Origin of the sequence: Bradyrhizobium sp. BR 1432, assembly GCF_051547705.1 — a bacterium.
Taxonomy (GTDB): domain Bacteria; phylum Pseudomonadota; class Alphaproteobacteria; order Rhizobiales; family Xanthobacteraceae; genus Bradyrhizobium; species Bradyrhizobium zhanjiangense.
This window is the reverse complement of sequence record NZ_JBPUGF010000003.1, coordinates 6,504,999-6,524,142: the sequence shown is the minus strand read 5'-3', so window position 1 is coordinate 6,524,142 and position 19,144 is coordinate 6,504,999. Positions and strand designations below refer to the sequence as shown.

The window sequence follows — 19,144 nt, the reverse complement described above, 5'->3', positions numbered from 1 at the left end:
GCCCGCGACGTCAGGCGCTGCGGGCCAAGACCCCGGACAGATCGTTGCGCAGCCACTCGGCGATCCGGGGCCAGGCATGGACGTGGGTTCGCGCCCCCATGAACAGGCCGAGATGATTGCTCGGCTCGGAGGCTGCCGCAATGAACGCCGGCGGCGTGCCGACGAGACCCGCGGTGGCGAGTGCCTGCACAGCCGGCACGACATCGTCGTCCAGCCCGGCCAGCAGGAAGACCGGCGCCTTGACGTCCTTCAGATCAACCGGGCGGCCGAGCGCGACGAATTGGCCGCTGGCAATCCGGTTCTCCCGGAAAATCCAGTTGACGATCTGAAGGTAATAGGTGCCCGGCAAATCGAGCGTCTCGGTATTCCAGCAATCGAAGCGCGCGAGCAGGCTCGCGCCTTCCTCGTCCGAAAGCCTCCTCTGCAACGCCACTTCGATACCGTCGCTGTCAGGTGATTTGGACCAGAAGCGCAGCATCTCCTCGCCGCTGACATTGCCGCCGCCGCGTGCGACGAGCTGGTCGTAAACCAGCTCGGGCGCGTTGCGGGCGAGCCGCGACAGCGCCGAGTTCGATCGACAGATCGACGGGAGCGCCGACCAGGACCAGCCGCCGCACCTTGGCCGGAAAGCGAGCCGCATAGAGCAGCGACAGCCAGCCGCCCTGGCACAGCCCGACGAGATCGACCGGCGCGCCGATCTCGTCGATGGCGACGTTGAGATCGGTAAGATAGCTGTCGATCGAGAGATAGCGCATCTCCGGCGTGGCTGACCGCCAGTCGGTGAGATAGACGCGGTCGATGCCGCCATTTTGCAGCGACTGCACCACGCTATGGCCGGGCGCGAAGTCGGCGATCAGGGCCCGATGCAGCGCATAGGGCGCGCAGACCAGCGCCGGCTGGCTGGACCGTGTCTGCGTGAAATCGCGCAGGCGCATCGTCACAAGCTCCAGCGCAACCGTGCTGGGCGTCGTCCATGGCAGGCTGCTCTCGCCCTGCTCCGCAGCTCCGCGCTCCAGCCACCAGAAACAGGCGTCCATGGCGAGCTGCGCCGCCGCAAACGGCCACAGCAAAGGATCGTCCGGCGCATGCCCTAGTCCGCGTGGCTGTTTGCCGGTCTTCTCCACCATGGCTAGCTCAATATCCTCACAGGAACGCCTCGAGGCTCACGACCGAAATGCCGCGATCCCTAAAACTCCGATGGGTCGCGGCCAGGGAGCCGTCGAGATCGATGCCGCGACAGGCATCCTCGACGACAGCGACCTCGAAACCTGCCTGGCGGGCATCCTCCGCCGAGAAGCGAACACAGAAGTCCAGCGCGAGACCAGCGACGAAGACGGTCTTCAGCTTGCGCTCGCGCAAGTAACCGAGCAGTCCGGTCGGCGTCTTATGGTCGTTCTCGAACAGCGCCGAATAGGAATCGATGCCGCGGCGGAAGCCCTTGCGCACCACCAGGCTCGCCCTGACAACGTCGAGCTCGCGGTGGAATTCAGCCCCCGCCGTCCCCTGCACGCAATGAGAGGGCCAGAGCACCTGGGTGCCGTAGTCGAGCTCGATGGTCTCAAACGGCTGCTTGCCGGCATGGTTCGTCGCGAATGACACGTGATCACGCGGATGCCAGTCCTGGGTCAGCACCACATTGGCGAATTTTTGGGCGACTCGGTTGATGGCGGGGACGACCTTTTCACCGCCGGGAACGGCGAGCGCTCCGCCGGTGCAGAAGTCATTCTGCACGTCAATCGCCAGCAGCACGTCACGGTCGGAGATCTTCATGCAAGGCCTCATTCCAGCCGTCCGGGGACTGTAGGCACCGAGACGCTCGTCTCCAATGTCGATCTTCCCGCGCGGCTTCGCAACCATCGTACGCGCGGCTTGTTAGAATGGACCGATCGTTCCTGAAATGAAACGGTTTGGGCTGGTCCGTGTTGACTAGCGGCACCCAAGAGCGGATTCTCGGGCATCCGCACTCATGCGGACTGCGTCGACGGAGTGGAGGAGAAGGGTTCCCGTGGCCTGCACGGCCGCGGCAGCCATATGGTCATGACGATCGGCAAGACAGGACAGATTCTTCTCGCCGATATCGGCGGCACCAATGCGCGCTTCGCGCTGAGCCAGGCCGAATCCAGCGACGGCGATCCGGCCGGACCGATCGACTATGTGAAGGTCGCCGACTTCCCAACCGTCCGGGAGGCCATCGTCGATGTTCTCGGGCGCCAGTCCGGCGCCGAGCAGCCCCGAAGAGCCGTGCTGGCGGTGGCGGGCCCCGTGACCAACAATCGCTGCGTCATGACCAACAGTCCATGGGTCATCGATGGCAACGAGCTGCAACCTGCGCTCGGCTTTGACAGCGTGCACGTGCTCAACGATTTCGAAGTGATGGCCTGGTCCCTACCCGCCTTGCAGCCTGCCGACCTGATTCCGCTTGGCGGACAGGACGGCCTGCCCGGAGAGCCGTTGCTGGTGATCGGGCCCGGAACCGGTTTTGGCGTGTCCTGTCTGGTCGAGCGCCACGGCGCACGGCTGGCGGTCGTGACCGAGGCCGGTCACGCCACCCTGCCGGCCGAGAACGAGCGCGAGGAACGCGTGATCGCCTGTCTGCGCAAGCGCCTTGGCCATGTCTCCATCGAGCGTGGCGCGCTCTCGGGTTCCGGCCTGCAAAGCCTCTACGAGGCCCTGGCGGAGGTCGACGGCGGCCAGGTGCCGCATCGCGATCCTGCCGCCATCACCAAAGCCGCGCTGGAGGGCCATTGCTCCGTCAGCCGCGCGACGCTCGACATGTTTTGCGCCATCCTCGGCTCGGTCGCGGGCAATCTCGCAGTGACCTTCGGCGCCCGCGGCGGCGTCTATATCGCCGGCGGAATCGTGCCGCGTTTTCCGGAATTTCTCGCGGCGTCCGCATTCCGGGCACGCTTCGAGGCCAAGGGACGCTTCCAGGATTACTTGCGCAACATCCCGACCAGGCTGGTGATCAAACCTGATGCGAGCTTCGTCGGCCTCAAGATGTTCGCCGAGCACAATCCAAATTGAGGGACGAAGCGCCCTTCTCGCGGGTTCCAGTAATTCACAGCTGATTGCAGCGGTCACACGATTCTACGCAGGATCGTGCTTGCCTGCGCGTGTCCGATGCGAAACAATCCTGTCCTGTGTGTGGCGTAGTTGCGGGGGCGTGGCATGCGTAAACAGGATTTGGGTTTCGACTATCACCGCTACCACCGCCTGCTGCGCGAGGCGGATAACGAAGACAAGCGGCTGGCCTTGATCGAGCTCTTGATCGAGGAAAAGGCCAGAGACCGGCTGGCTGCCCAGCGCGCCTCGGATCGCGCCGCCATGACGGCCCGCACCATTGCCACGGTACTGAGGAACGGCCGCAACTGAGACTTGCGAGCTCCTCCCAACGCGTGAGAACTCGGCGTGATTGCGACTTCGTTAACGATGCCTCGCAATCTGACGTCAAACTTTTTGCTCTAAGAGTTCCCCCACCTGAGGCAAATCAGGGCCAACAAAGGGGGGAAGTCGAACATGAGCATGATTTCGCTCGCCGTGATGCCGGCCGCCGTCGAAGCGCGGTTCGCCAATTCTTCGTTCAAGACCATCTTGCTATTCTGCTGCACGGGCCTGGCCGTCTCGTTCGGCCTGATCGCCCGTGGCATCGATCTCAGCGCCGGTCTGATCTGACAGCGCACCGAGCTCTTTCGCCAATGGCCGCCCTGACGGGCGGCCATTTTCGTTGGCGATCTCAGTGCGGCATCTTCGCCGTCACCGAGTGCGGCGCCTCCGCCGTCACCGAGTGCGGCATCTTCGCCGTCACTCAGTGCGGCGTCTTCTCTGTGGCTCCCGGAAACATCGAATCGATCATCGCCTTGAGCTGATCCATTGCGATTGGCTTGCGCAGGATCGGCCTGCGCCGGAGCAAGGACGGCAGCAGCTCCGGCCCGTAGCCCGTCGCGAACAGGAACGGTTTTCCACGGCGCTCGATCAGGTCGGCGACGGGATCGACGTAAACGCCCATGAGATTGATGTCGAGGATGGCCAGATCGTATTGCGCGGTCATGGCAAAGGCGCTGGCGTCGCGGACATTGTCCGCTTCCGCGACGACGTGGTGGCCGAGTTCCTCCACCATGTCCGCGATCATCATCCGGATCAACGCCTCGTCTTCGACCAGGAAAACGGAGAGTCCGTCCGCCATATCAACCCCGCAGTCAGCCTTACGAAGCTAATCATAACCGAATTGCGGAGAGGATTCACGAATTCGTGGCAGGCGCCGTTAATTCAGGCGCGCCCGATCCGATTCAACTTGATCAATCCAGTCCCCGCTCGTGGCTCAGGCGCACCATCTCCTGAATGAAGACCTGCTTCTGCTTGTCATCGAGGCTCGAATAGAGCGGCTCGGCGGCGTCGGCGACATTGCGCTGGTCGGCGGCCCGGTCGATCAGGAACTGCGCCTCGTTGCGCATCTGCTCGATGATGTCGTCTGGCGGATCGCGCTTGGCGCGGGCAACCCGAAGGTTGAGCCGCTCTGCACCATTATGCCCCAGGTAGTGCATGGCGCTCGAGAAACCGTACCAGTGCTTCTCCTGATCAGGCGTGAGGTTCAGTTCGGTCTTGATCCGCTCGATGTAGGAATCGCTGTTGGCGACGATCTGCTCCGCGGTCTGCTGCGGTGCGCCGCTCTGGGTCAGAACCGTAACATCCTTATTATCCTTGTTGTCCGTGCCATTCGGCGCGGCGTTCTTCGCCTCCTTGCTCGCTTTGGCGCCCTTGCCCGCCTTGGCGGTCTTGGCATCCTTGTCCTTGCCGCCCGGCTGCTTGGAATCTTTGCTGGCGTCCTTGCTGGCGTCCTTGGGCGGCGGCGCCTGATTGCCATTGTTGCCGACGCCGAGCACGCCGGTGAAGACGCCCACCACGCCGCCGATGGCGCCGCCGAGCACGCCGCCGACCGGACCTGCCGCCTTGTTTCCGGCCGCGGCTCCCTCCTGAACGCCTTTGACCAGACCTTGAGCATTCGCCACCGCGGCTGCGCCGAGCAGCAGCGCGAGCACGGACCCCAGCGCAAACCATCGTCGCAGGTGAAGCCGCGCTGGCAGCGCCGGTTTGATCATTCTCGTCTCCATCGTCGATCTGCTGGCCTGTCGGGCGAGAGCCCCATGGCAATTGCAACTCTATCGTTTCCGCCGCGCCGAGGTCCAGACGCGGACATTTGCTGTCCACGTCCGAAAAGTCTTTCGCGCGAAGCGGTTATGCAGGCTTATTCGAAACTGCGGCGTAATTGCGCACGGATCATTCGAGCCCGGTTGGTCAGAGTGTGCGTCGCAAAATGAACGCCCGCGGTTCGCCTGCAACGCATGGTCCTGCATGCGATCACGACGGTGCCGGACACACCCTTTAGTTCTAGACGAGGAGCCGTTCGGCTTTCTCGACAGACGCGATCAATCATGATCTGATCGCGCTACCAATTTGCTGCGACCTGCGTGAATTGCCGACGCGGGCCGGCGGCACCAAGACGGCACTAATAAGAAAGTCCAACAAGAACCCGAAGAAAGAAGTCTCTCAGAGGAAACTCCAACAACAACACCCAGGCGAGGAAACGAGATGTCACGCAAGACACTGACGAGACGTCAATTTGTGGCTGCTACTGCAATGTCCTCCGCGGCGCTGATCACGGCGCCCTATGTCCGGGGCGCTTACGCCGCCGGCAAGCTCTCGATCGGCTTCTGGGACCATTGGGTGCCGGGCGCCAACAAGGCCTCGACCGATCTCGTCAACGAATGGGCCGCGAAGGAGAAGGTCGAAGTCTCCATCGACTACATCACCAGCAACAACAAGAAGATCGAGCTGACCGCCGCGGCCGAAGCCCAGGCCAAGTCGGGTCATGACATTCTGCAGATGCCGAGCTGGTGGCCGCAGGCCTATGCCGAGAATCTCGAGCCGCTCAATGACGTCATGGAGCCGCTCCTCAAGCAGAATGGCGAAGTCAACGGCACCGTCAAATATCTTGGGCAGTCGGGCGGCAAATGGCTCGCGGTGCCCGCGACTCCCGGCAGCCAGATCAAAGGCCCCTGCTCCCGCATCGATCTGATGAAACAGCACGCCGGCATCGACGTGCAGGAGATGTACCCGGCCGGCGGTCCGCCCAAGGTCGAAAACTGGACCATGGAGACCTTCCTGAAGGCGGCCGAGGCTTGCCATAAGGCGGGCTTCGCGTTCGGCATCGGCCTCGGCGAGACCACCGACAGCGTGGATACCGCCGGCGCAATCTTCCAGTCGTTCGGCGCCGAACTCGTCAACGCCAAGGGCGATGTCACGGTGAAGACCGATCAGGTTCGCCAGGCGATGGAGTTCTACAAGAAGCTGATCGCCTTCCTGCCGCCGGATGCACCGTCCTGGGACGACGCTTCCAACAACAAATGGCTGATCTCCGGCCGCGGCGCGATGATCCTCAATCCGCCGAGCGCCTGGGCGGTTGCCAAGCGCGATGCGCCACAGGTCGCCGAACAGTGCTGGACGCACGGTTTCCCGTCCGGTCCGAAGGGACGGTTCGCACCGTACCTGCCCTACTTCTGGGGCGTCTGGAGCTTCGGCAAGAACAAGGAGGCGGCCAAGAGCCTGCTCGTTCACCTGTCTTCGCCATCGTCGATCGAGAAGTTCGTCGCGGTGAGCGGCGGCTATGACCTGCCGGCTTACGCGAACATGACCAAGTTCAAGACCTGGGCGGAAGAAGGGCCGCCGAAGGGAACGCTCTTCCACTATCCGGACCCGTACAAGCATCAGACGCTGTCGATCGCGGCGTCGCCGGCGCCGCCCAAGGTCGCACAGCAGATCTACTTCCAGGCGACGCTGACCAAGATGGCGCTGCGTTATGCGCGGGGCGAGACGATGGAGCAGGCGCTCGCCTGGGCCGAGGGCGAGTGCGAAGGCTTCATGCGGAGCTAGGCCGGGGAGTGACAGGGCGGCTCGCGCCACGTGCGTGAGCCGCCCGGGCTCCGTGGTCCAATCCGTCCGATCGTGAAACCGCATGGCCGGCTTCCCGGTTGGACAGCAGACAAGAAGACTGATCCAAGGACTCTGACATGGCCGATGTCGTCGTTGAGCGAGCTCGCGTTGCCCGTGGGGCTGGCGCCCGCAGGGGATCGAGCCTGCGCAACGCGCTCGGGCGGAAATCGACGGTTGCGTTCTTCCTGACGCTGCCGCTGATCCTCCTGATCGCGCTGCTCGTGCTCTACCCCGCCTTCTATTCCGTTCATCTGGCGACGCTGAACAAGTCGATGACGAAGTTCGTCGGCTTCGGCAACTTCACCTTCCTGTTCAAGCGCGAGACGTTCTGGATGGTGGTGGAGCAGTCCTGCATCTTCGCGATCACGGCCGTGATCTTCAAGGCGCTGATCGGCTTCATCGTCGCGCATTTTGTCCACAACATTCCCGCCAAGGGCCAGCGCAAATGGCGCGGCATGCTGCTGGTGCCCTGGGTGATCCCGCCGGCGATGAGCACGCTGGCCTGGCTGTGGCTGTTCGACCCTTCCTACAGCGCCTTCAACTATACGCTGTCCTTCTTCGGCGTCGGCCCGATCCCCTGGCTCGGCGACACTTTCTGGGCACGGTTCTCCGTCATCCTCGTCAACGTCTGGTACGGCGCGCCGTTCTTCATGATCATGTATCTGGCCGCGCTGAAATCCGTCCCCGATCAGCTCTATGAGGCCGCGGCGATCGACGGCGCCAACTGGTGGCAACGGATCTGGTACGTCACCTTGCCGATGATGCGTAACATCATCGCGATCACCACCCTGTTCTCGCTGATCGTGACGTTCGCCAATTTCGACATCGTGCGCATCCTGACCTCGGGCGGTCCGCTGGATACGACGCATCTGTTCGCCACCTGGGCGTTCCAGGTCGGCATCCAGAGCAACGATATTCCGCTCGGCGCGTGCGTCTCGCTGTTCATGGTGCCGATCCTTGCCGTCGCAGCGATCTTCATCCTGCGCGATGTCTCCAAACGTGGGAACGAAGCCTGATGAGCTCACTTGCAATCGACAAGGCCGGCCCCAACCGCAAGGTCAAGTATGGCAGCATGAGCCGGGACCGCGCCTGGGCGCTGCGCTGGTCTTATTTCTTCCTCGTGCTGTTTGCGATCTTCTTCCTGACGCCGCCGGTCTACATGCTGATCACCTCGCTCAAGAGCAGTGCGGAGATATCGGCAGCGACGAACCCCTGGTGGGTGTTCCATCCGACACTGTCGAACTATGTCGAACTCCTGACATCGAACCAGTTTTTGCGCTTCTTCTGGAATTCGTCGATCGTGGCGATCGCGGTCGTGATCATCACGATGCTGATCAGCATCCCCGCGGCCTTCGCGCTGGCGCGGATGAAGTTCTGGGGCTCGGCGACGCTCGCCACGGGCGTCTTCCTCACCTACCTGATCCCGGACAGCCTTTTGTTCATTCCGCTGTTCAAGATGCTCGCGGTCTTTCAGGACTATACCGGCATCACGCTGCTCAACAGATGGTACGTCCTGCTGTTCATCTATCCGACGCTGACCGTGCCGTTCTGCACCTGGATCATGATCGGCTATTTCGCCTCGATCCCGAAGGAGCTGGATGAGGCCGCTCTGATCGACGGTGCCTCCTGGCTCCAGACCCTGACGCGGATCTTCATTCCCGTCGCCCTGCCCGGCCTGATCGCCGCGACGATCTTCGCCTTCACCGTCTCCTGGGCGCAGTTCCTCTATCCCCTGGTGTTCACGACGTCGGTGGACCAGTTCGTGCTGCCTGTCGGCATCACCACGACGTTGATCAAGGGCGACGTGTTCGACTGGGGGCAGATCATGACCGGCGCGCTGCTTGGCGCGGCGCCGCCGCTGATCATCTACGCATTCCTGATGGACTACTACATTGCCGGCCTGACCGCCGGTGCGACAAAGGGTTGATGACTCATGGCTGACGTTGCTTTGCGGAAGGTAGTTAAACGTTACGACGATGTCGAAGCCGTGCGCGGCATCGACCTCGATATTGCCGACCACGAGTTCATCGTCCTGGTCGGCCCCTCCGGCTGCGGCAAGTCGACCACGCTGCGGATGATCGCGGGGCTCGAGGACATCAGCGACGGCGACATCATGATCGGCGGCGACGTCGTCAACGACGTACCGCCGAAGGACCGCGACATCGCCATGGTGTTCCAGAACTACGCGCTCTATCCGCACATGACGGTCGCGGAGAACATGTCGTTCGGGCTGCGCCTGAAGCACTATCCCAAGGCCGAGATCAAGGCGCGGGTGACCGAGGCCGCTCGCCTCCTCGATATCACCGACCTGATCGACCGCAAGCCGAAGCAGCTCTCCGGCGGCCAGCGCCAGCGCGTCGCGATGGGCCGAGCCATCGTGCGCAATCCAAAGGTCTTCCTGTTCGACGAGCCGCTGTCCAATCTCGACGCCAAGCTGCGCGTGCAGATGAGGATCGAGATCAAGAAGGTGCACCAGAAGGTGCGCACCACCACGGTGTACGTCACTCACGATCAGGTCGAGGCGATGACGCTGGCCGACCGCGTCGTGGTGATGAACAAGGGCCGCATCGAGCAGATCGGCACGCCGAACGAGCTCTATCACAAGCCGGCGACACGCTTCGTCGCGGGCTTCATCGGCTCGCCCGCGATGAACTTCATCCCGTGCCGGCTCGAGGACGTCGGCGGCACGCTTCAGATCCGTCTCACCGATCGCATCGCTTTCCCGCTGCCGCCGGCCCGCGCCGCACGCTACAACGCTCTGCCGCGCACCGAGAAACTGCTGCTGGGCCTTCGCCCCGAGCACCTCACCGAGTCGCATGCGCATCTGGAGCCCGGCGTCGAAACCTTCGAGACCGTGCTCGACGTGACCGAACCGATGGGGATGGAGACGCTGGTCTATTTCGGGCTCGACGGCACGCCGGTCTGCGGCCGCGTCAATCCCAATGCCGGCGCCAAGGACGGGGCACCCATGCGTTTGGCGATGGACCTCAACAACATGCACCTGCTAAACGAGGCGTCCGGCGTCGTGTTGTGACGGCCGGACAAGAAACTCGCGCAGGCAGGGGACGATGGCGACCAACAAGAAGAAGATTTTCGTTACACAAACTTTGTCGCAAGGGGCACGCGCCCTCCTCGCGCAGCGGGACGATATCGAGCTCGTCGAGTTTTCGAACCTGATCTCGGCGAAGGACTTCGAGGCCTTGCTCAAGAACCATGCGCCGGTCCACGGCGTCGCGCTCGGTGCCACCGCCTTCGGCGAGACCGAGCTCGAGGCGTCCGGCGACATGAAGGTGGTGACCCGCATCGGCGTCGGCTACGACGCCGTCGACGTACCCGCCCTCTCCCGCCGCAAGGTGCCGTTGATGGTCGCGGGCAGCGCGAACTCGCCCTCGGTCGCGGAAGCGGCGCTGTTCATGATGCTGACGCTGGCCAAGCGCGCGCAGGAGATGCACGCCTGCGTCAAGGACGGCAAATGGGCCGACCGGCTCGGCATGCTGCCGTTCGATCTCTACGGCAAGACCGTGCTGATCGTCGGCTTCGGCCGGATCGGCAGTCGCACCGCCAAGCGCTGCCTGGCGATGGAAATGAAGGTCCAAGTCTACGATCCCTACAAGGGAGCCGCCGAGATCAAGGCCGCGGGCTGCGAGCCCGTCGCCGATCTCGATGCCGCGCTGCCCCACGCCGATTTCGTCACCATCCACTGCCCGAAGACGCCCGAAACCACCGGCCTGTTCGATGCGGCGCGGATCGGCCGGATGAAGCCGAGATCCTATCTCATCAACACCGCGCGCGGTGGCATCGTGAAAGAGGCCGCGCTCTATGACGCGCTCACTTCCGGAAAGATCGCCGGGGCCGGCATCGACGTGTTCGAGGTGGAGCCGCCGCCGCTCAGCAACGCATTGTTCGCGCTGCCCAACGTCATCATGGCTCCGCATGTGGCCGGCGTCACCGTCGAGGCCGTTCAGCGCATGAGCGAGCAGACCGCGCGCAACATCCTGAGTGCGCTGGACGGCGATCCCATCCGGCAGAACGTCATCAATCAGGACGTGCTGTGCTGAGTGAGCCAATGGTCGGGCGGCCCGTCCGCCCCGCCTTCGGAAGGCCAGAAAGCGTCCCATTTTGGTGCAGATCGAGCCCCAACTCAGCCTTAATCAAACGCGCGTAATGAGAGGGAAGCGCGGCGGCGGTGGGACAGACTGGCCGGCGCGTCGAGCTGGAGGATGGACCCTTGGCAGAGATCGACCCGACTGACCACGCGCTGGCGACCATCGCCAGCATTCTGGAGCACCCCGAGCACGTTCTGGTCGTTCGCGAAACCGAGACCGAAATGGTGGTCGCCGGTGAACGCGAGCACCTAGCTCCCGACGAGCAGCCAGCTGTCGACGAGCATCCGGTGGTCGAGGAGCAGCCGCTGGTGCCGGAGCATACCGATGCCGACGGCTACAGCAAGATCGGCCCCGGCCCGATGGTCGCGATCCGCCTGAAATGGACGGTTCATCGCGGCGATGACGGCCAGTACTACGTCCATGAGACCATCGGCGAGCAGTCCGCCCCCGTGGTCAGCGGCCCGATGACGAGCGAAGCCGCCGTGCATTTCGTCGATGCGCAGGAGCACGAAGCGCATCGGCGCTTCGAAGAGCTGCGCAGCGAGATCGCCGGCCGCAGCTCGCTTGCCGACTATGAGCGCAAGGGCGAAGCTTAAGGCAGCTTGCAGACCGGATGTCTCCGCACCTCTCCCCGTCGGGGAGAGGCGAACATCGAGCCTACCTACTTGCGCCCGAGATAATCCTTCTTCACGAGCTCGACGCCGGCGTGCCGCAACAGGTCGTAGGCCGTCGTCACGTGAAAGAAGAACTGAGGGACGCTGAACGTCAGCAGCAGCGTCCGCCCGGTGAAGGGCAGCTCGGTGCCGTTCTTCAGCTTGAAGAAGACATTGCGTTCCGCCGCGGCGTCGATCGCAGCGCGCGGCAGGCTCTCGACGAATTCGATCGACGTCGCGATGCGCGCCTGAAGCCCGGCCATGTCGTGCTCCAGCACCGGCAGCGTGACCGGCTCGCGCTCGGCCAGCAAGGCCGGGGCGACCACGGCATGGCGACAAGCCTCACCGACCTGCTGCGCCAGATCGTACATGTTCGGCGCAAGGCGCATACCGAGCAGAACCGCCGGGTTGAACTTGCGGGTCTCGGCATAGGCCACGCCCTTGTCGAGCAATCCGGACAGGTTGCGCAAGTTAGGCACGAAGAGGCCAACCGAGGCCTCGTACATCGAGATCGTCACCTCTGAATTCCCTTCAATTCTGCCTCGCCAGCGACGGGCATCTGGTCTAAATCCACCTCAAGAGCTGCACAATGACAGCTCGGGCATGGGTGGAAAAGAGATGATCGTTCGAATCTGGGCGGCTTTGGCCGTGGCGTTGCTGGTGAATGTCTCGGCGCATGCGCAGCAGGCGCCCTCGCGCCTCGACGAGATCGTCAAGCGCGGCACATTGCGCGTCGGCATGACCGGCGACTACAAGCCCTTCACCTATCTGGACAAGACCACGCAGCAGTTCAGCGGCTTCGACGTCGACATGGCGCAGGCCCTTGGCAAGGCGCTCGGCGTCAAGGTCGAATTCGTACCGACGGCCTGGCCGAAGTTGATGAAGGATTTCGAGGCCGACCAGTTCGACATCGCCATGGGCGGTGTCTCGGTCACGCTCGACCGGCAGAGGAAGGGCTTCTTCTCCACGCCGATCATGCGCGAGGGCAAGACGCCGATCGCGCGCTGCGCCGACGTCGGCAAGTACCAGAGCATCGCTGACATCGACAGGAAGGGCACCCGCGTCATCGTCAATCCCGGCGGCACCAACGAGCGCTTCGCCCGCGCTAACATCAAGGATGCCGAGATCACTGTCTTCGCCGACAACACCGTGATCTTCGACGAGATCGCCAAGGGCAATGCCGACCTGATGATGACCGACGCCTCCGAGACGCGCTACCAGCAGAAGCAGCATGCCGGCGTGCTCTGCGCGGTGCATCCGGAAAAGCCGTTCGACTTCTCCGAGAAGGCCTACTGGCTCCAGCGCGACATGGCGCTGAAGGCCTTTGTCGACCAATGGCTGCATATTTCCATGGAAGACGGCAGCTACAGGAAGATCTACGCGACCTGGTTCGATTAAGGCGGGCCGGCAATCAATCGTGCCCGTTTTCGGTCGTTCTCAGGTGCATGCGGAAAAAGACGATGGCCGCGTCATTGAACTCGCGGTGAAACGCCTGCCGATCGAATCCCGGCGGATCGGTGCACAGGACCGGCGCGGTTTCGGCAAGTTTCGGCGGGCACGGAATGACAAAGGAGAAGTGCGAGGAGTTCGGCACGATGCGGTAGTCAGGGCGTGCGGGAAGAAGCTGCACCAGCGCATCGATGCCGTCAGGCACGACGCCGTCGCCGCCGAGCGCGGACCGCCACAGGAGGATCGGTATCGTTACGCCGGCAAGACGTTCGCGGGTGAAGAGGCCGTCAAAGAGCGGGGGATCCGCCAGTATGGCGGCGCGGACTCTGGGATCGTGAACGGGTGGATCGGTTGGCACTCGGCCCGCGCGAACATCCAGGCATTTTTGCGTCGAGGCTGCCGCTTTCTCGCACAAGGCCGCCAAAGCTCCGAAATCGGGATTGCCGCCGATCACCACGAGGCCTGTATAGGCGCCGCGGGAGAATCCGAACAGGCCGACCCGCCTGGTGTCAATGACCGCTGCATGCTCCCAGCCACTGAGCATGAAATCCGTGAGCCGCTTGATGTCGGCGGGGCGCTCGACCAACACTGAGAACTCATCGGTCCGGCTGCTGTCCTTGGCCGTGTCGCCAGGATGATTGATGGCGGCGACCACGAAGCCGGCATCGGCCAGCGCGGCCGCAGTGTCGGTGTGCGCCAGGAACGAGCCGCGTCGCCCGTGCGAGACGACGACCAAGGGCAGTCGATCGCCCTCGATCTGACACCTCACGATGCCCGGCAAAGCGGCCCCCTCGTTTGCCACGACCTTGGCTGCGCACGGTGTCCACACGACGCCTGCGAGTGAGAGCCCGCCAGCGTCCGCGGGCACATCGATGAAGCGGATCCCGGCCGCCTGCGCCGCAGCCGCGCCGAGACAGCAGGCCGCGGTCACAATCGTCTGGCAAAGCCGTCGTCCAAACATGATTCACGCCTCGGTGTTGCAGCCGCCGTTCGGCGTGCGTGTCCCGATGGATTTCATCAACCAGAACGATTTTACGGGCGCCCCCTGCGCTCGTCCAGGCAGGGATTTCTGCGTCATCCCTGTGCCGGCCACGTCCAACTCTGGACCGAGTTCGGCGTTATTGAACCAAGATCAGAGCGAGCACGACTCATACCGAGAACAGTGATCTAGATCACTTTTTGCGATCGAGCCGGGGCGTAAGCGTCGGTCCGGGGACCATCTGCTCAGGAGACGGAAATGAGGAAGCTGTTGGCCACGGCCGCATTCCTATTGGCGAGCACGGCTGCTCAGGCACAGTACACCTTCGAATATGGGGGACGCACCATCCGGATCGATCCCGACCGCGGCACGGTGCAGATTCCCGGCGTGTACGACAACACCGGCCAGGGCAAGGCCAAGAAGGCCAAGAAGAACGAGCAGGCGCCGCAGCAAGCCACGGTCGATCCGCAAGCGCCGGCTGCTGCTCCGGCACCGGCTCCCGCCGCCGCGCCGCCCGCGGCCGTGCAGGCGCCTGCACCCGCAGCTGCTGCGCCGCCTCCCGCTCCGCCACCACCGGCCCCGCCGCCGGCCGCCACTGCCAACAACACGCCGGCCGCCACGGCCGTGGTGCCGCCGCCTGCGCCGCCTCCGGCCCCTGCTCCCGTCGAGCAGCAGGCAGCGCCCGCTGTGACGCCGCCGCCCGCCCCGACCGTGGCTGCCGCACCACCGGCGCCGCCTCCGCCACCCGTCCCGGCGCCTGCGCCCGCTCCCGTTCAGGCGGCCGCAGCCACGCCTGCTCCGGCAACCGCGCCCACGCGCGATCTGAATTCGCCGCTCGGCGTCTGGCTCACCGAGGAGAAGGAGGGCAAGGTCCGCATCGAGCAATGCGGCACCAATCTCTGCGGCTATTCGGTCGACTCCAAATCGAACCAGAACGGCGAGCAGGTCCTGATCAACATGAAGCCCGGCAAGGACCAGAAATGGTCAGGCCGCATCCTCGATCCCAATTCCGGTTCGACCTACGATTCGACGATCGCGATGAAGGGCACCGACCGATTGCGCGTGCAGGGCTGCGCCTTCGGCGGCATGTTCTGCGGCGGCCAAACCTGGACGCGCGTGAACTGAGTTTGGCTTCGATGCTCTGATCAGAACGAGGGGCCCGTGATCCGGGCCCCTTTGCGTTGTCCGCGGTGTGATGGCGAGGTGAGCCACCTCACAGAGCCTGCTGCAGGCGTGAGCCCCCTCACATCGCCGGTTCTGCGAGCCGTGCCACGGTCCCCTGCATGGTCAACCACAGGGGCGTGCCATGAACGGCATTCGCACAGGACTCTTCGTTACGCTTGTCGCCATTGCCTTTCCGCTGACACAGGCCGGTGCCACGACAAGCACTTTCGACGGCACATGGAATGTCCGCATCTCGTCATCGAGCGAGACCTGCGGCAACGGCGCGACCGTCGCGATCGGAATCAACAATGGTCAGATCGCATCAAGCAGCGCTGCGGTGACGGCGTCGGGCCGCGTCGCCGATGCCGGCAACATCAACGTCACTTTAAGCACCGGCATCAAGCGCGCCGTCGGCTTCGGCCGGCTCAGCGGCACGTCAGGCTCCGGCACCTGGCGCGGCGCCATGTGCACGGGCACGTGGACGGCGGAGCGGATCTAGGTCCTGCGTCCCGGACGCGGCGCGGCGCGAAGCGCCGTGACGCTGAGCCGGGGCCCAGCAGTGTCAATCGCTCGGAAGAGTCTGGGCCCCGGATCGGCAACGCATCGCCAAAGGCCATGCGTCTTGTCCGGGGCACGGGACTAGCCGACCGCCGCCCCATACTCCGCGTCGGTGACCGGCTCCAGCCAGGTCGAGTAGACGCCGTCGAGTGCTTCCTGCATGGCGATGTGGCACATGCCGTTGCCCGGCGACGCGCCGTGCCAATGCAATTCGCCCGGCGGAATCCAGACGGTGTCGCCCGGGCGGATCTCGCGGATCGGGCCGCCCTTGGACTGGACGCGGCCGACGCCGGAGATGACGTAGAGCGTCTGGCCGAGCGGATGGTGATGCCAGTTGGTGCGCGCGCCCGGTTCGAACGCGACGCGCGAGCAGTTCAGCCGTGCCGGCGCGGGCGCCATGATGACGGGGTCCTGCCACACGGTGCCGGTGAAGTGTTCATTGGGCGCTCGGCGGGTCGGCCGCGTGCCTGCAACAGTGATTTCCATTGGGATTACCTCGCTGCTTCCCGATTACTTCTTGCTGGCGGCGTAGCGCGCCTTGGTCTCGGCGTTCATGGGATAGAGGCCCGGCAGCACGGCGCCGTTGTTCACCTCGTTGACGATCCAGGCTTCCATCCGCTCCTGCTCGACGCCCTCGGCGAGCACGTGATCGAGCATCGCCTGCGGGATCAGCACGCAGCCGTCCTGGTCGGCGACCACGATGTCGTTCGGGAAAACGGCGACGCCGCCACAGCCGATCGGCTCGCCCCAGCCGACGAAGGTCAGGCCCGCAACGGAAGGGGGCGCGGCATAGCCGTCGCACCAGACCGGAAGATTGGTGCCGAGCACGCCCTCGACGTCACGCACGACGCCGTCGGTGACGAGCGCGGTCACGCCGCGCTTGACCATGCGCGCGCAGAGGATGTCGCCGAAGATACCGGCATCGGTGATGCCCATGGCATCGACCACCGCGATGCAGCCTTCGGGCATTGCCTCGATCGCGGTGCGGGTCGAGATCGGCGACGACCAGGATTCCGGCGTCGCCAGATCCTCACGCGCGGGCACGAAGCGCAGGGTGAAGGCCGGTCCCACCAGACGCGGCAGGCCCGGACGCAGCGGCCGCGCGCCGCGCATCCACACATTGCGCAGGCCCTTCTTCAGCAGGACCGTGGTGATGGTGGCGGTGGTGATGCCGGCGAGGGTCTTGCGGGCTTCGGGGGACAGCGACATGGAAACAGACGAGCTCCGGATGGGCGGGAAAGAACGCGCGCATCTTGCGAGCCGCAGCCCTTGCGTCAAGGGCCAAGAGGCTAGCAATAACGCAGGGCCGCTGGGCTATTATGCGACGCGATAACAAGGCCTTATCGCTTCCCCCAGCATTAATTTATTGGACTTGCGGACGCATTTACGCGAAGCAGGAAGAAGCGGAACTCGAACGCCGGGGGCCGCATTCTTCAGAAGCCCGATTTCGACAGCTCATGGCCGCGACGCTTCCCCCGCCCCGCCTTCTGCCCAGTGGCGACAGCGCCGTCACGGTCGAGTTCAGCCGCACCATCGATGACGATGCCAACCAGCGCGTGCTGGCGCTCGACAAGGCGCTTTCAGCAAGCCCGATCGACGGCATCACTGAAGCCGTGCCGACCTATCGCTCGCTGCTGGTGCACTACGATCCCGGCAAAATCGGTTTCGATACGCTCGGCGAACAAGCTGATCGCGCTCGCCAGCCAGAAGTTGCCGCGGGCGACCAAGGCGCGCCGCTGGCGCATTCCCGTCGCCTATGGCGGCGAGCACGGCATCGATCTCGAGGACGTCGCCAAGGCGCTGAGCACCACGCCGGACGACATTGTCGCCCGCCACGTTGCCGGCGACTACAAGGTCGCCATGATCGGCTTCACGCCGGGCTGGTCCTACCTCAGCGGCCTCGACAAATCCCTCCATATGTCGCGGCGGCAGAATCCGCGCGTGCTGACGCCGGCCGGCACGATCTCGATCGGCGGCGTCCAGGCCGGGATCCAATGCCTGGCTGCCCCGAGCGGCTGGCACCTTTTGGGCCGCACGCCTGTCAGAACCTATCAGCTCCACCGCAATCCGACCTTCCTGACCGAACCCGGTGATCGCGTGACGTTTTTCGCCATCGACCACAAGACGTTCGAGGAATTGGACCGCGCTGCGGAAGCCGGCGAGATCGTCGCCGAGCAGGTGGTCGCATGAGCCGGCTCGTCGTCGCCAGCATCGGGCCTGCAAGCTCGGTCCAGGATGGCGGCCGCCACGGTGCGCAGCGCTACGGCTTGACGGTGAGCGGGGCGATGGACCGGCTGTCGCTTGCTGCGGCGAACACGCTTGTCAGCAACGGGCCGTTTGCGGCCGCAGTCGAGATCGGCCCGTTCGGCGCCTCCTTCACCGCCCGTGATGGTGCCGTGCGCGTCGCGATTTCGGGCGCGCCGCGCAATGCGGATATCGCCGGAAATCCCATCGCGATGGACACATCGGTGACCTTGAAGGATGGCGAGACGCTGACGCTGGGCTTTGCCCGCGGCGGCGCCTTCACCTATCTCGCCATCGAAGGCGCCATCAAGGGCGAGGCGGTGTTCGGCAGCCTCGCCGTGAATGCGCGCGCGGGCCTCGGCAGCCCCTACCCGCGCCCGCTGCAGGCCGGCGACGAGTTCAGCGTCGATGCCGCCAGCGGCGCGAGCGAATTGCGGATCGAGTTGCCGAAGCCCGTGAGCGGCCCGATCCGTGTTCTGCTGGGTCCGCAGGACGACGAGTTCGACGACGCCAACAAGGCGCTGTTCCTGGACAGCGAGTGGAAGATCTCGGCGACCTCCGACCGCATGGGCTACCGGCTCGAGGGCCCCGTGATCAAGCATCTACACGGCCACAACATCGTCTCCGACGGCACCGTCAACGGCAGCATCCAGGTGCCCGGCAACGGTGCGCCGATCGTGCTGATGATGGATCGCGGCACCTCCGGCGGCTATCCGAAGATCGCAACAGTGATCACGGCCGATGTCGGCCGGCTCGCGCAGACCTCGGCGGGAACCGCGTTCCGCTTCAAGGCCGTCAGCATGGCCGAGGCGCAGGACGAGGCGCGCAAGTTCGCGCAACTGATCCGCAGCCTGCCCGATCGCCTGCGCTCTGCCGATACCGTCGCGCTCAACATCGAGGCGCTCAGCGATGCTAACGTTGCGGGCTATGCCGTGAGCGCCGTCGACGCAGGGACGTGGCAGGTCGCAACGGAACCATAAACGGCAACAAAGACCAGAGGCGGA

The 19,144-nt window shown here is 64.4% G+C and carries 21 protein-coding genes and 2 pseudogenes; 15 read left to right on the top strand and 8 right to left on the bottom strand.

What is annotated here, in order from left to right; translation table 11 throughout:
* Positions 1–10 precede the first annotated feature (10 nt).
* Together ACSKB8_RS31680 and pncA are read right to left on the bottom strand one after the other, a co-directional pair.
* Positions 11–1,127, bottom strand: a pseudogene (locus tag ACSKB8_RS31680) (alpha/beta fold hydrolase).
* Between the two features lie 16 nt (positions 1,128–1,143).
* Positions 1,144–1,782, bottom strand: a complete 639-nt coding sequence (gene pncA / locus ACSKB8_RS31675; protein WP_091894567.1) for a bifunctional nicotinamidase/pyrazinamidase — start codon at positions 1,780–1,782, stop codon at positions 1,144–1,146.
* A gap of 255 nt (positions 1,783–2,037) precedes the next feature.
* Here pncA and glk point away from each other — a divergent pair, with 255 nt between their 5' ends.
* The 3 genes from glk (at position 2,038) to ACSKB8_RS31660 (ending at position 3,672) form a co-directional block, all read left to right on the top strand.
* Positions 2,038–3,024, top strand: coding sequence for a glucokinase (glk, locus tag ACSKB8_RS31670; protein ID WP_438110764.1), 987 nt, complete (start codon positions 2,038–2,040; stop codon positions 3,022–3,024).
* A gap of 144 nt (positions 3,025–3,168) precedes the next feature.
* Positions 3,169–3,372: a hypothetical protein gene (locus ACSKB8_RS31665; protein ID WP_091894535.1), complete on the top strand. Its 204-nt coding sequence runs from the start codon at positions 3,169–3,171 to the stop codon at positions 3,370–3,372.
* Between the two features lie 144 nt (positions 3,373–3,516).
* Positions 3,517–3,672 carry a hypothetical protein gene (locus ACSKB8_RS31660; protein WP_438108324.1) on the top strand — a complete coding sequence of 52 codons (156 nt, stop codon included), beginning with the start codon at positions 3,517–3,519 and terminating at the stop codon, positions 3,670–3,672.
* 133 nt (positions 3,673–3,805) lie between these two features.
* Here ACSKB8_RS31660 and ACSKB8_RS31655 read toward each other — a convergent pair whose 3' ends face one another.
* Together ACSKB8_RS31655 and ACSKB8_RS31650 are read right to left on the bottom strand one after the other, a co-directional pair.
* Positions 3,806–4,183, bottom strand: coding sequence for a response regulator (locus tag ACSKB8_RS31655; RefSeq protein WP_438108322.1), 378 nt, complete (start codon positions 4,181–4,183; stop codon positions 3,806–3,808).
* A gap of 112 nt (positions 4,184–4,295) precedes the next feature.
* Complete coding sequence (locus tag ACSKB8_RS31650; RefSeq protein ID WP_438108320.1) at positions 4,296–5,096, bottom strand: Spy/CpxP family protein refolding chaperone; 801 nt, start codon at positions 5,094–5,096, stop codon at positions 4,296–4,298.
* A gap of 490 nt (positions 5,097–5,586) precedes the next feature.
* On the opposite strand from ACSKB8_RS31650, the gene ACSKB8_RS31645 reads away from it, so the two are divergent.
* The 6 genes from ACSKB8_RS31645 to ACSKB8_RS31620 all read left to right on the top strand — a co-directional run bounded on the left by ACSKB8_RS31645 (position 5,587) and on the right by ACSKB8_RS31620 (position 11,689).
* Positions 5,587–6,927: an ABC transporter substrate-binding protein gene (locus ACSKB8_RS31645; RefSeq protein ID WP_438108318.1), complete on the top strand. Its 1,341-nt coding sequence runs from the start codon at positions 5,587–5,589 to the stop codon at positions 6,925–6,927.
* A 137-nt stretch (positions 6,928–7,064) separates the two neighbouring features.
* Entirely contained in the window at positions 7,065–8,003 is a 939-nt protein-coding gene (locus tag ACSKB8_RS31640) for a carbohydrate ABC transporter permease (protein WP_128933864.1), read from the top strand.
* On the top strand, positions 8,003–8,914 hold the full coding sequence (locus tag ACSKB8_RS31635; protein WP_438108316.1) for a carbohydrate ABC transporter permease: 912 nt from the start codon (positions 8,003–8,005) through the stop codon (positions 8,912–8,914). Before ACSKB8_RS31640 ends, ACSKB8_RS31635 begins: the two co-directional genes overlap by 1 nt.
* Positions 8,915–8,920: 6 nt before the next feature.
* A complete protein-coding gene (locus ACSKB8_RS31630; RefSeq protein WP_128933862.1) occupies positions 8,921–10,021 on the top strand; it encodes an ABC transporter ATP-binding protein in 1,101 nt (366 codons plus the stop codon).
* Positions 10,022–10,055: 34 nt separating this feature from the next.
* Complete coding sequence (locus tag ACSKB8_RS31625) at positions 10,056–11,045, top strand: hydroxyacid dehydrogenase (RefSeq protein WP_438108313.1); 990 nt, start codon at positions 10,056–10,058, stop codon at positions 11,043–11,045.
* 170 nt (positions 11,046–11,215) lie between these two features.
* Positions 11,216–11,689 (top strand): hypothetical protein, encoded by a 474-nt coding sequence (locus ACSKB8_RS31620; RefSeq protein WP_438108312.1) that lies wholly within the window; start codon positions 11,216–11,218, stop codon positions 11,687–11,689.
* Positions 11,690–11,754: 65 nt separating this feature from the next.
* Here ACSKB8_RS31620 and ACSKB8_RS31615 read toward each other — a convergent pair whose 3' ends face one another.
* Positions 11,755–12,252, bottom strand: a complete 498-nt coding sequence (locus ACSKB8_RS31615; RefSeq protein ID WP_165405927.1) for a DUF1993 domain-containing protein — start codon at positions 12,250–12,252, stop codon at positions 11,755–11,757.
* 112 nt (positions 12,253–12,364) lie between these two features.
* On the opposite strand from ACSKB8_RS31615, the gene ACSKB8_RS31610 reads away from it, so the two are divergent.
* Positions 12,365–13,144 carry a transporter substrate-binding domain-containing protein gene (locus ACSKB8_RS31610; protein ID WP_438108310.1) on the top strand — a complete coding sequence of 260 codons (780 nt, stop codon included), beginning with the start codon at positions 12,365–12,367 and terminating at the stop codon, positions 13,142–13,144.
* A 13-nt stretch (positions 13,145–13,157) separates the two neighbouring features.
* Here ACSKB8_RS31610 and ACSKB8_RS31605 read toward each other — a convergent pair whose 3' ends face one another.
* Positions 13,158–13,931 carry an alpha/beta hydrolase family protein gene (locus ACSKB8_RS31605; protein WP_438108308.1) on the bottom strand — a complete coding sequence of 258 codons (774 nt, stop codon included), beginning with the start codon at positions 13,929–13,931 and terminating at the stop codon, positions 13,158–13,160.
* A gap of 136 nt (positions 13,932–14,067) precedes the next feature.
* Between ACSKB8_RS31605 and ACSKB8_RS31600 the strand changes: the two genes are divergently transcribed.
* From ACSKB8_RS31600 to ACSKB8_RS31590, 3 genes are all read left to right on the top strand, one after another.
* On the top strand, positions 14,068–14,361 hold the full coding sequence (locus tag ACSKB8_RS31600) for a hypothetical protein (protein ID WP_370987288.1): 294 nt from the start codon (positions 14,068–14,070) through the stop codon (positions 14,359–14,361).
* 71 nt (positions 14,362–14,432) lie between these two features.
* Positions 14,433–15,299, top strand: coding sequence for a DUF2147 domain-containing protein (locus ACSKB8_RS31595; protein ID WP_438108306.1), 867 nt, complete (start codon positions 14,433–14,435; stop codon positions 15,297–15,299).
* A gap of 181 nt (positions 15,300–15,480) precedes the next feature.
* Positions 15,481–15,837: a hypothetical protein gene (locus tag ACSKB8_RS31590; RefSeq protein WP_438108304.1), complete on the top strand. Its 357-nt coding sequence runs from the start codon at positions 15,481–15,483 to the stop codon at positions 15,835–15,837.
* 140 nt (positions 15,838–15,977) lie between these two features.
* Here ACSKB8_RS31590 and ACSKB8_RS31585 read toward each other — a convergent pair whose 3' ends face one another.
* Entirely contained in the window at positions 15,978–16,382 is a 405-nt protein-coding gene (locus ACSKB8_RS31585) for a (R)-mandelonitrile lyase (protein ID WP_128933856.1), read from the bottom strand.
* A 24-nt stretch (positions 16,383–16,406) separates the two neighbouring features.
* Positions 16,407–17,105, bottom strand: coding sequence for a ribonuclease activity regulator RraA (locus ACSKB8_RS31580; protein WP_027550912.1), 699 nt, complete (start codon positions 17,103–17,105; stop codon positions 16,407–16,409).
* Positions 17,106–17,353: 248 nt separating this feature from the next.
* On the opposite strand from ACSKB8_RS31580, the pseudogene pxpB reads away from it, so the two are divergent.
* Positions 17,354–18,086 (top strand): annotated as a pseudogene (gene pxpB, locus ACSKB8_RS31575) (5-oxoprolinase subunit PxpB).
* Positions 18,083–19,120, top strand: coding sequence for a biotin-dependent carboxyltransferase family protein (locus ACSKB8_RS31570; RefSeq protein WP_438108302.1), 1,038 nt, complete (start codon positions 18,083–18,085; stop codon positions 19,118–19,120). Before pxpB ends, ACSKB8_RS31570 begins: the two are co-directional and overlap by 4 nt.
* The last annotated feature ends 24 nt before the right edge of the window (positions 19,121–19,144 follow it).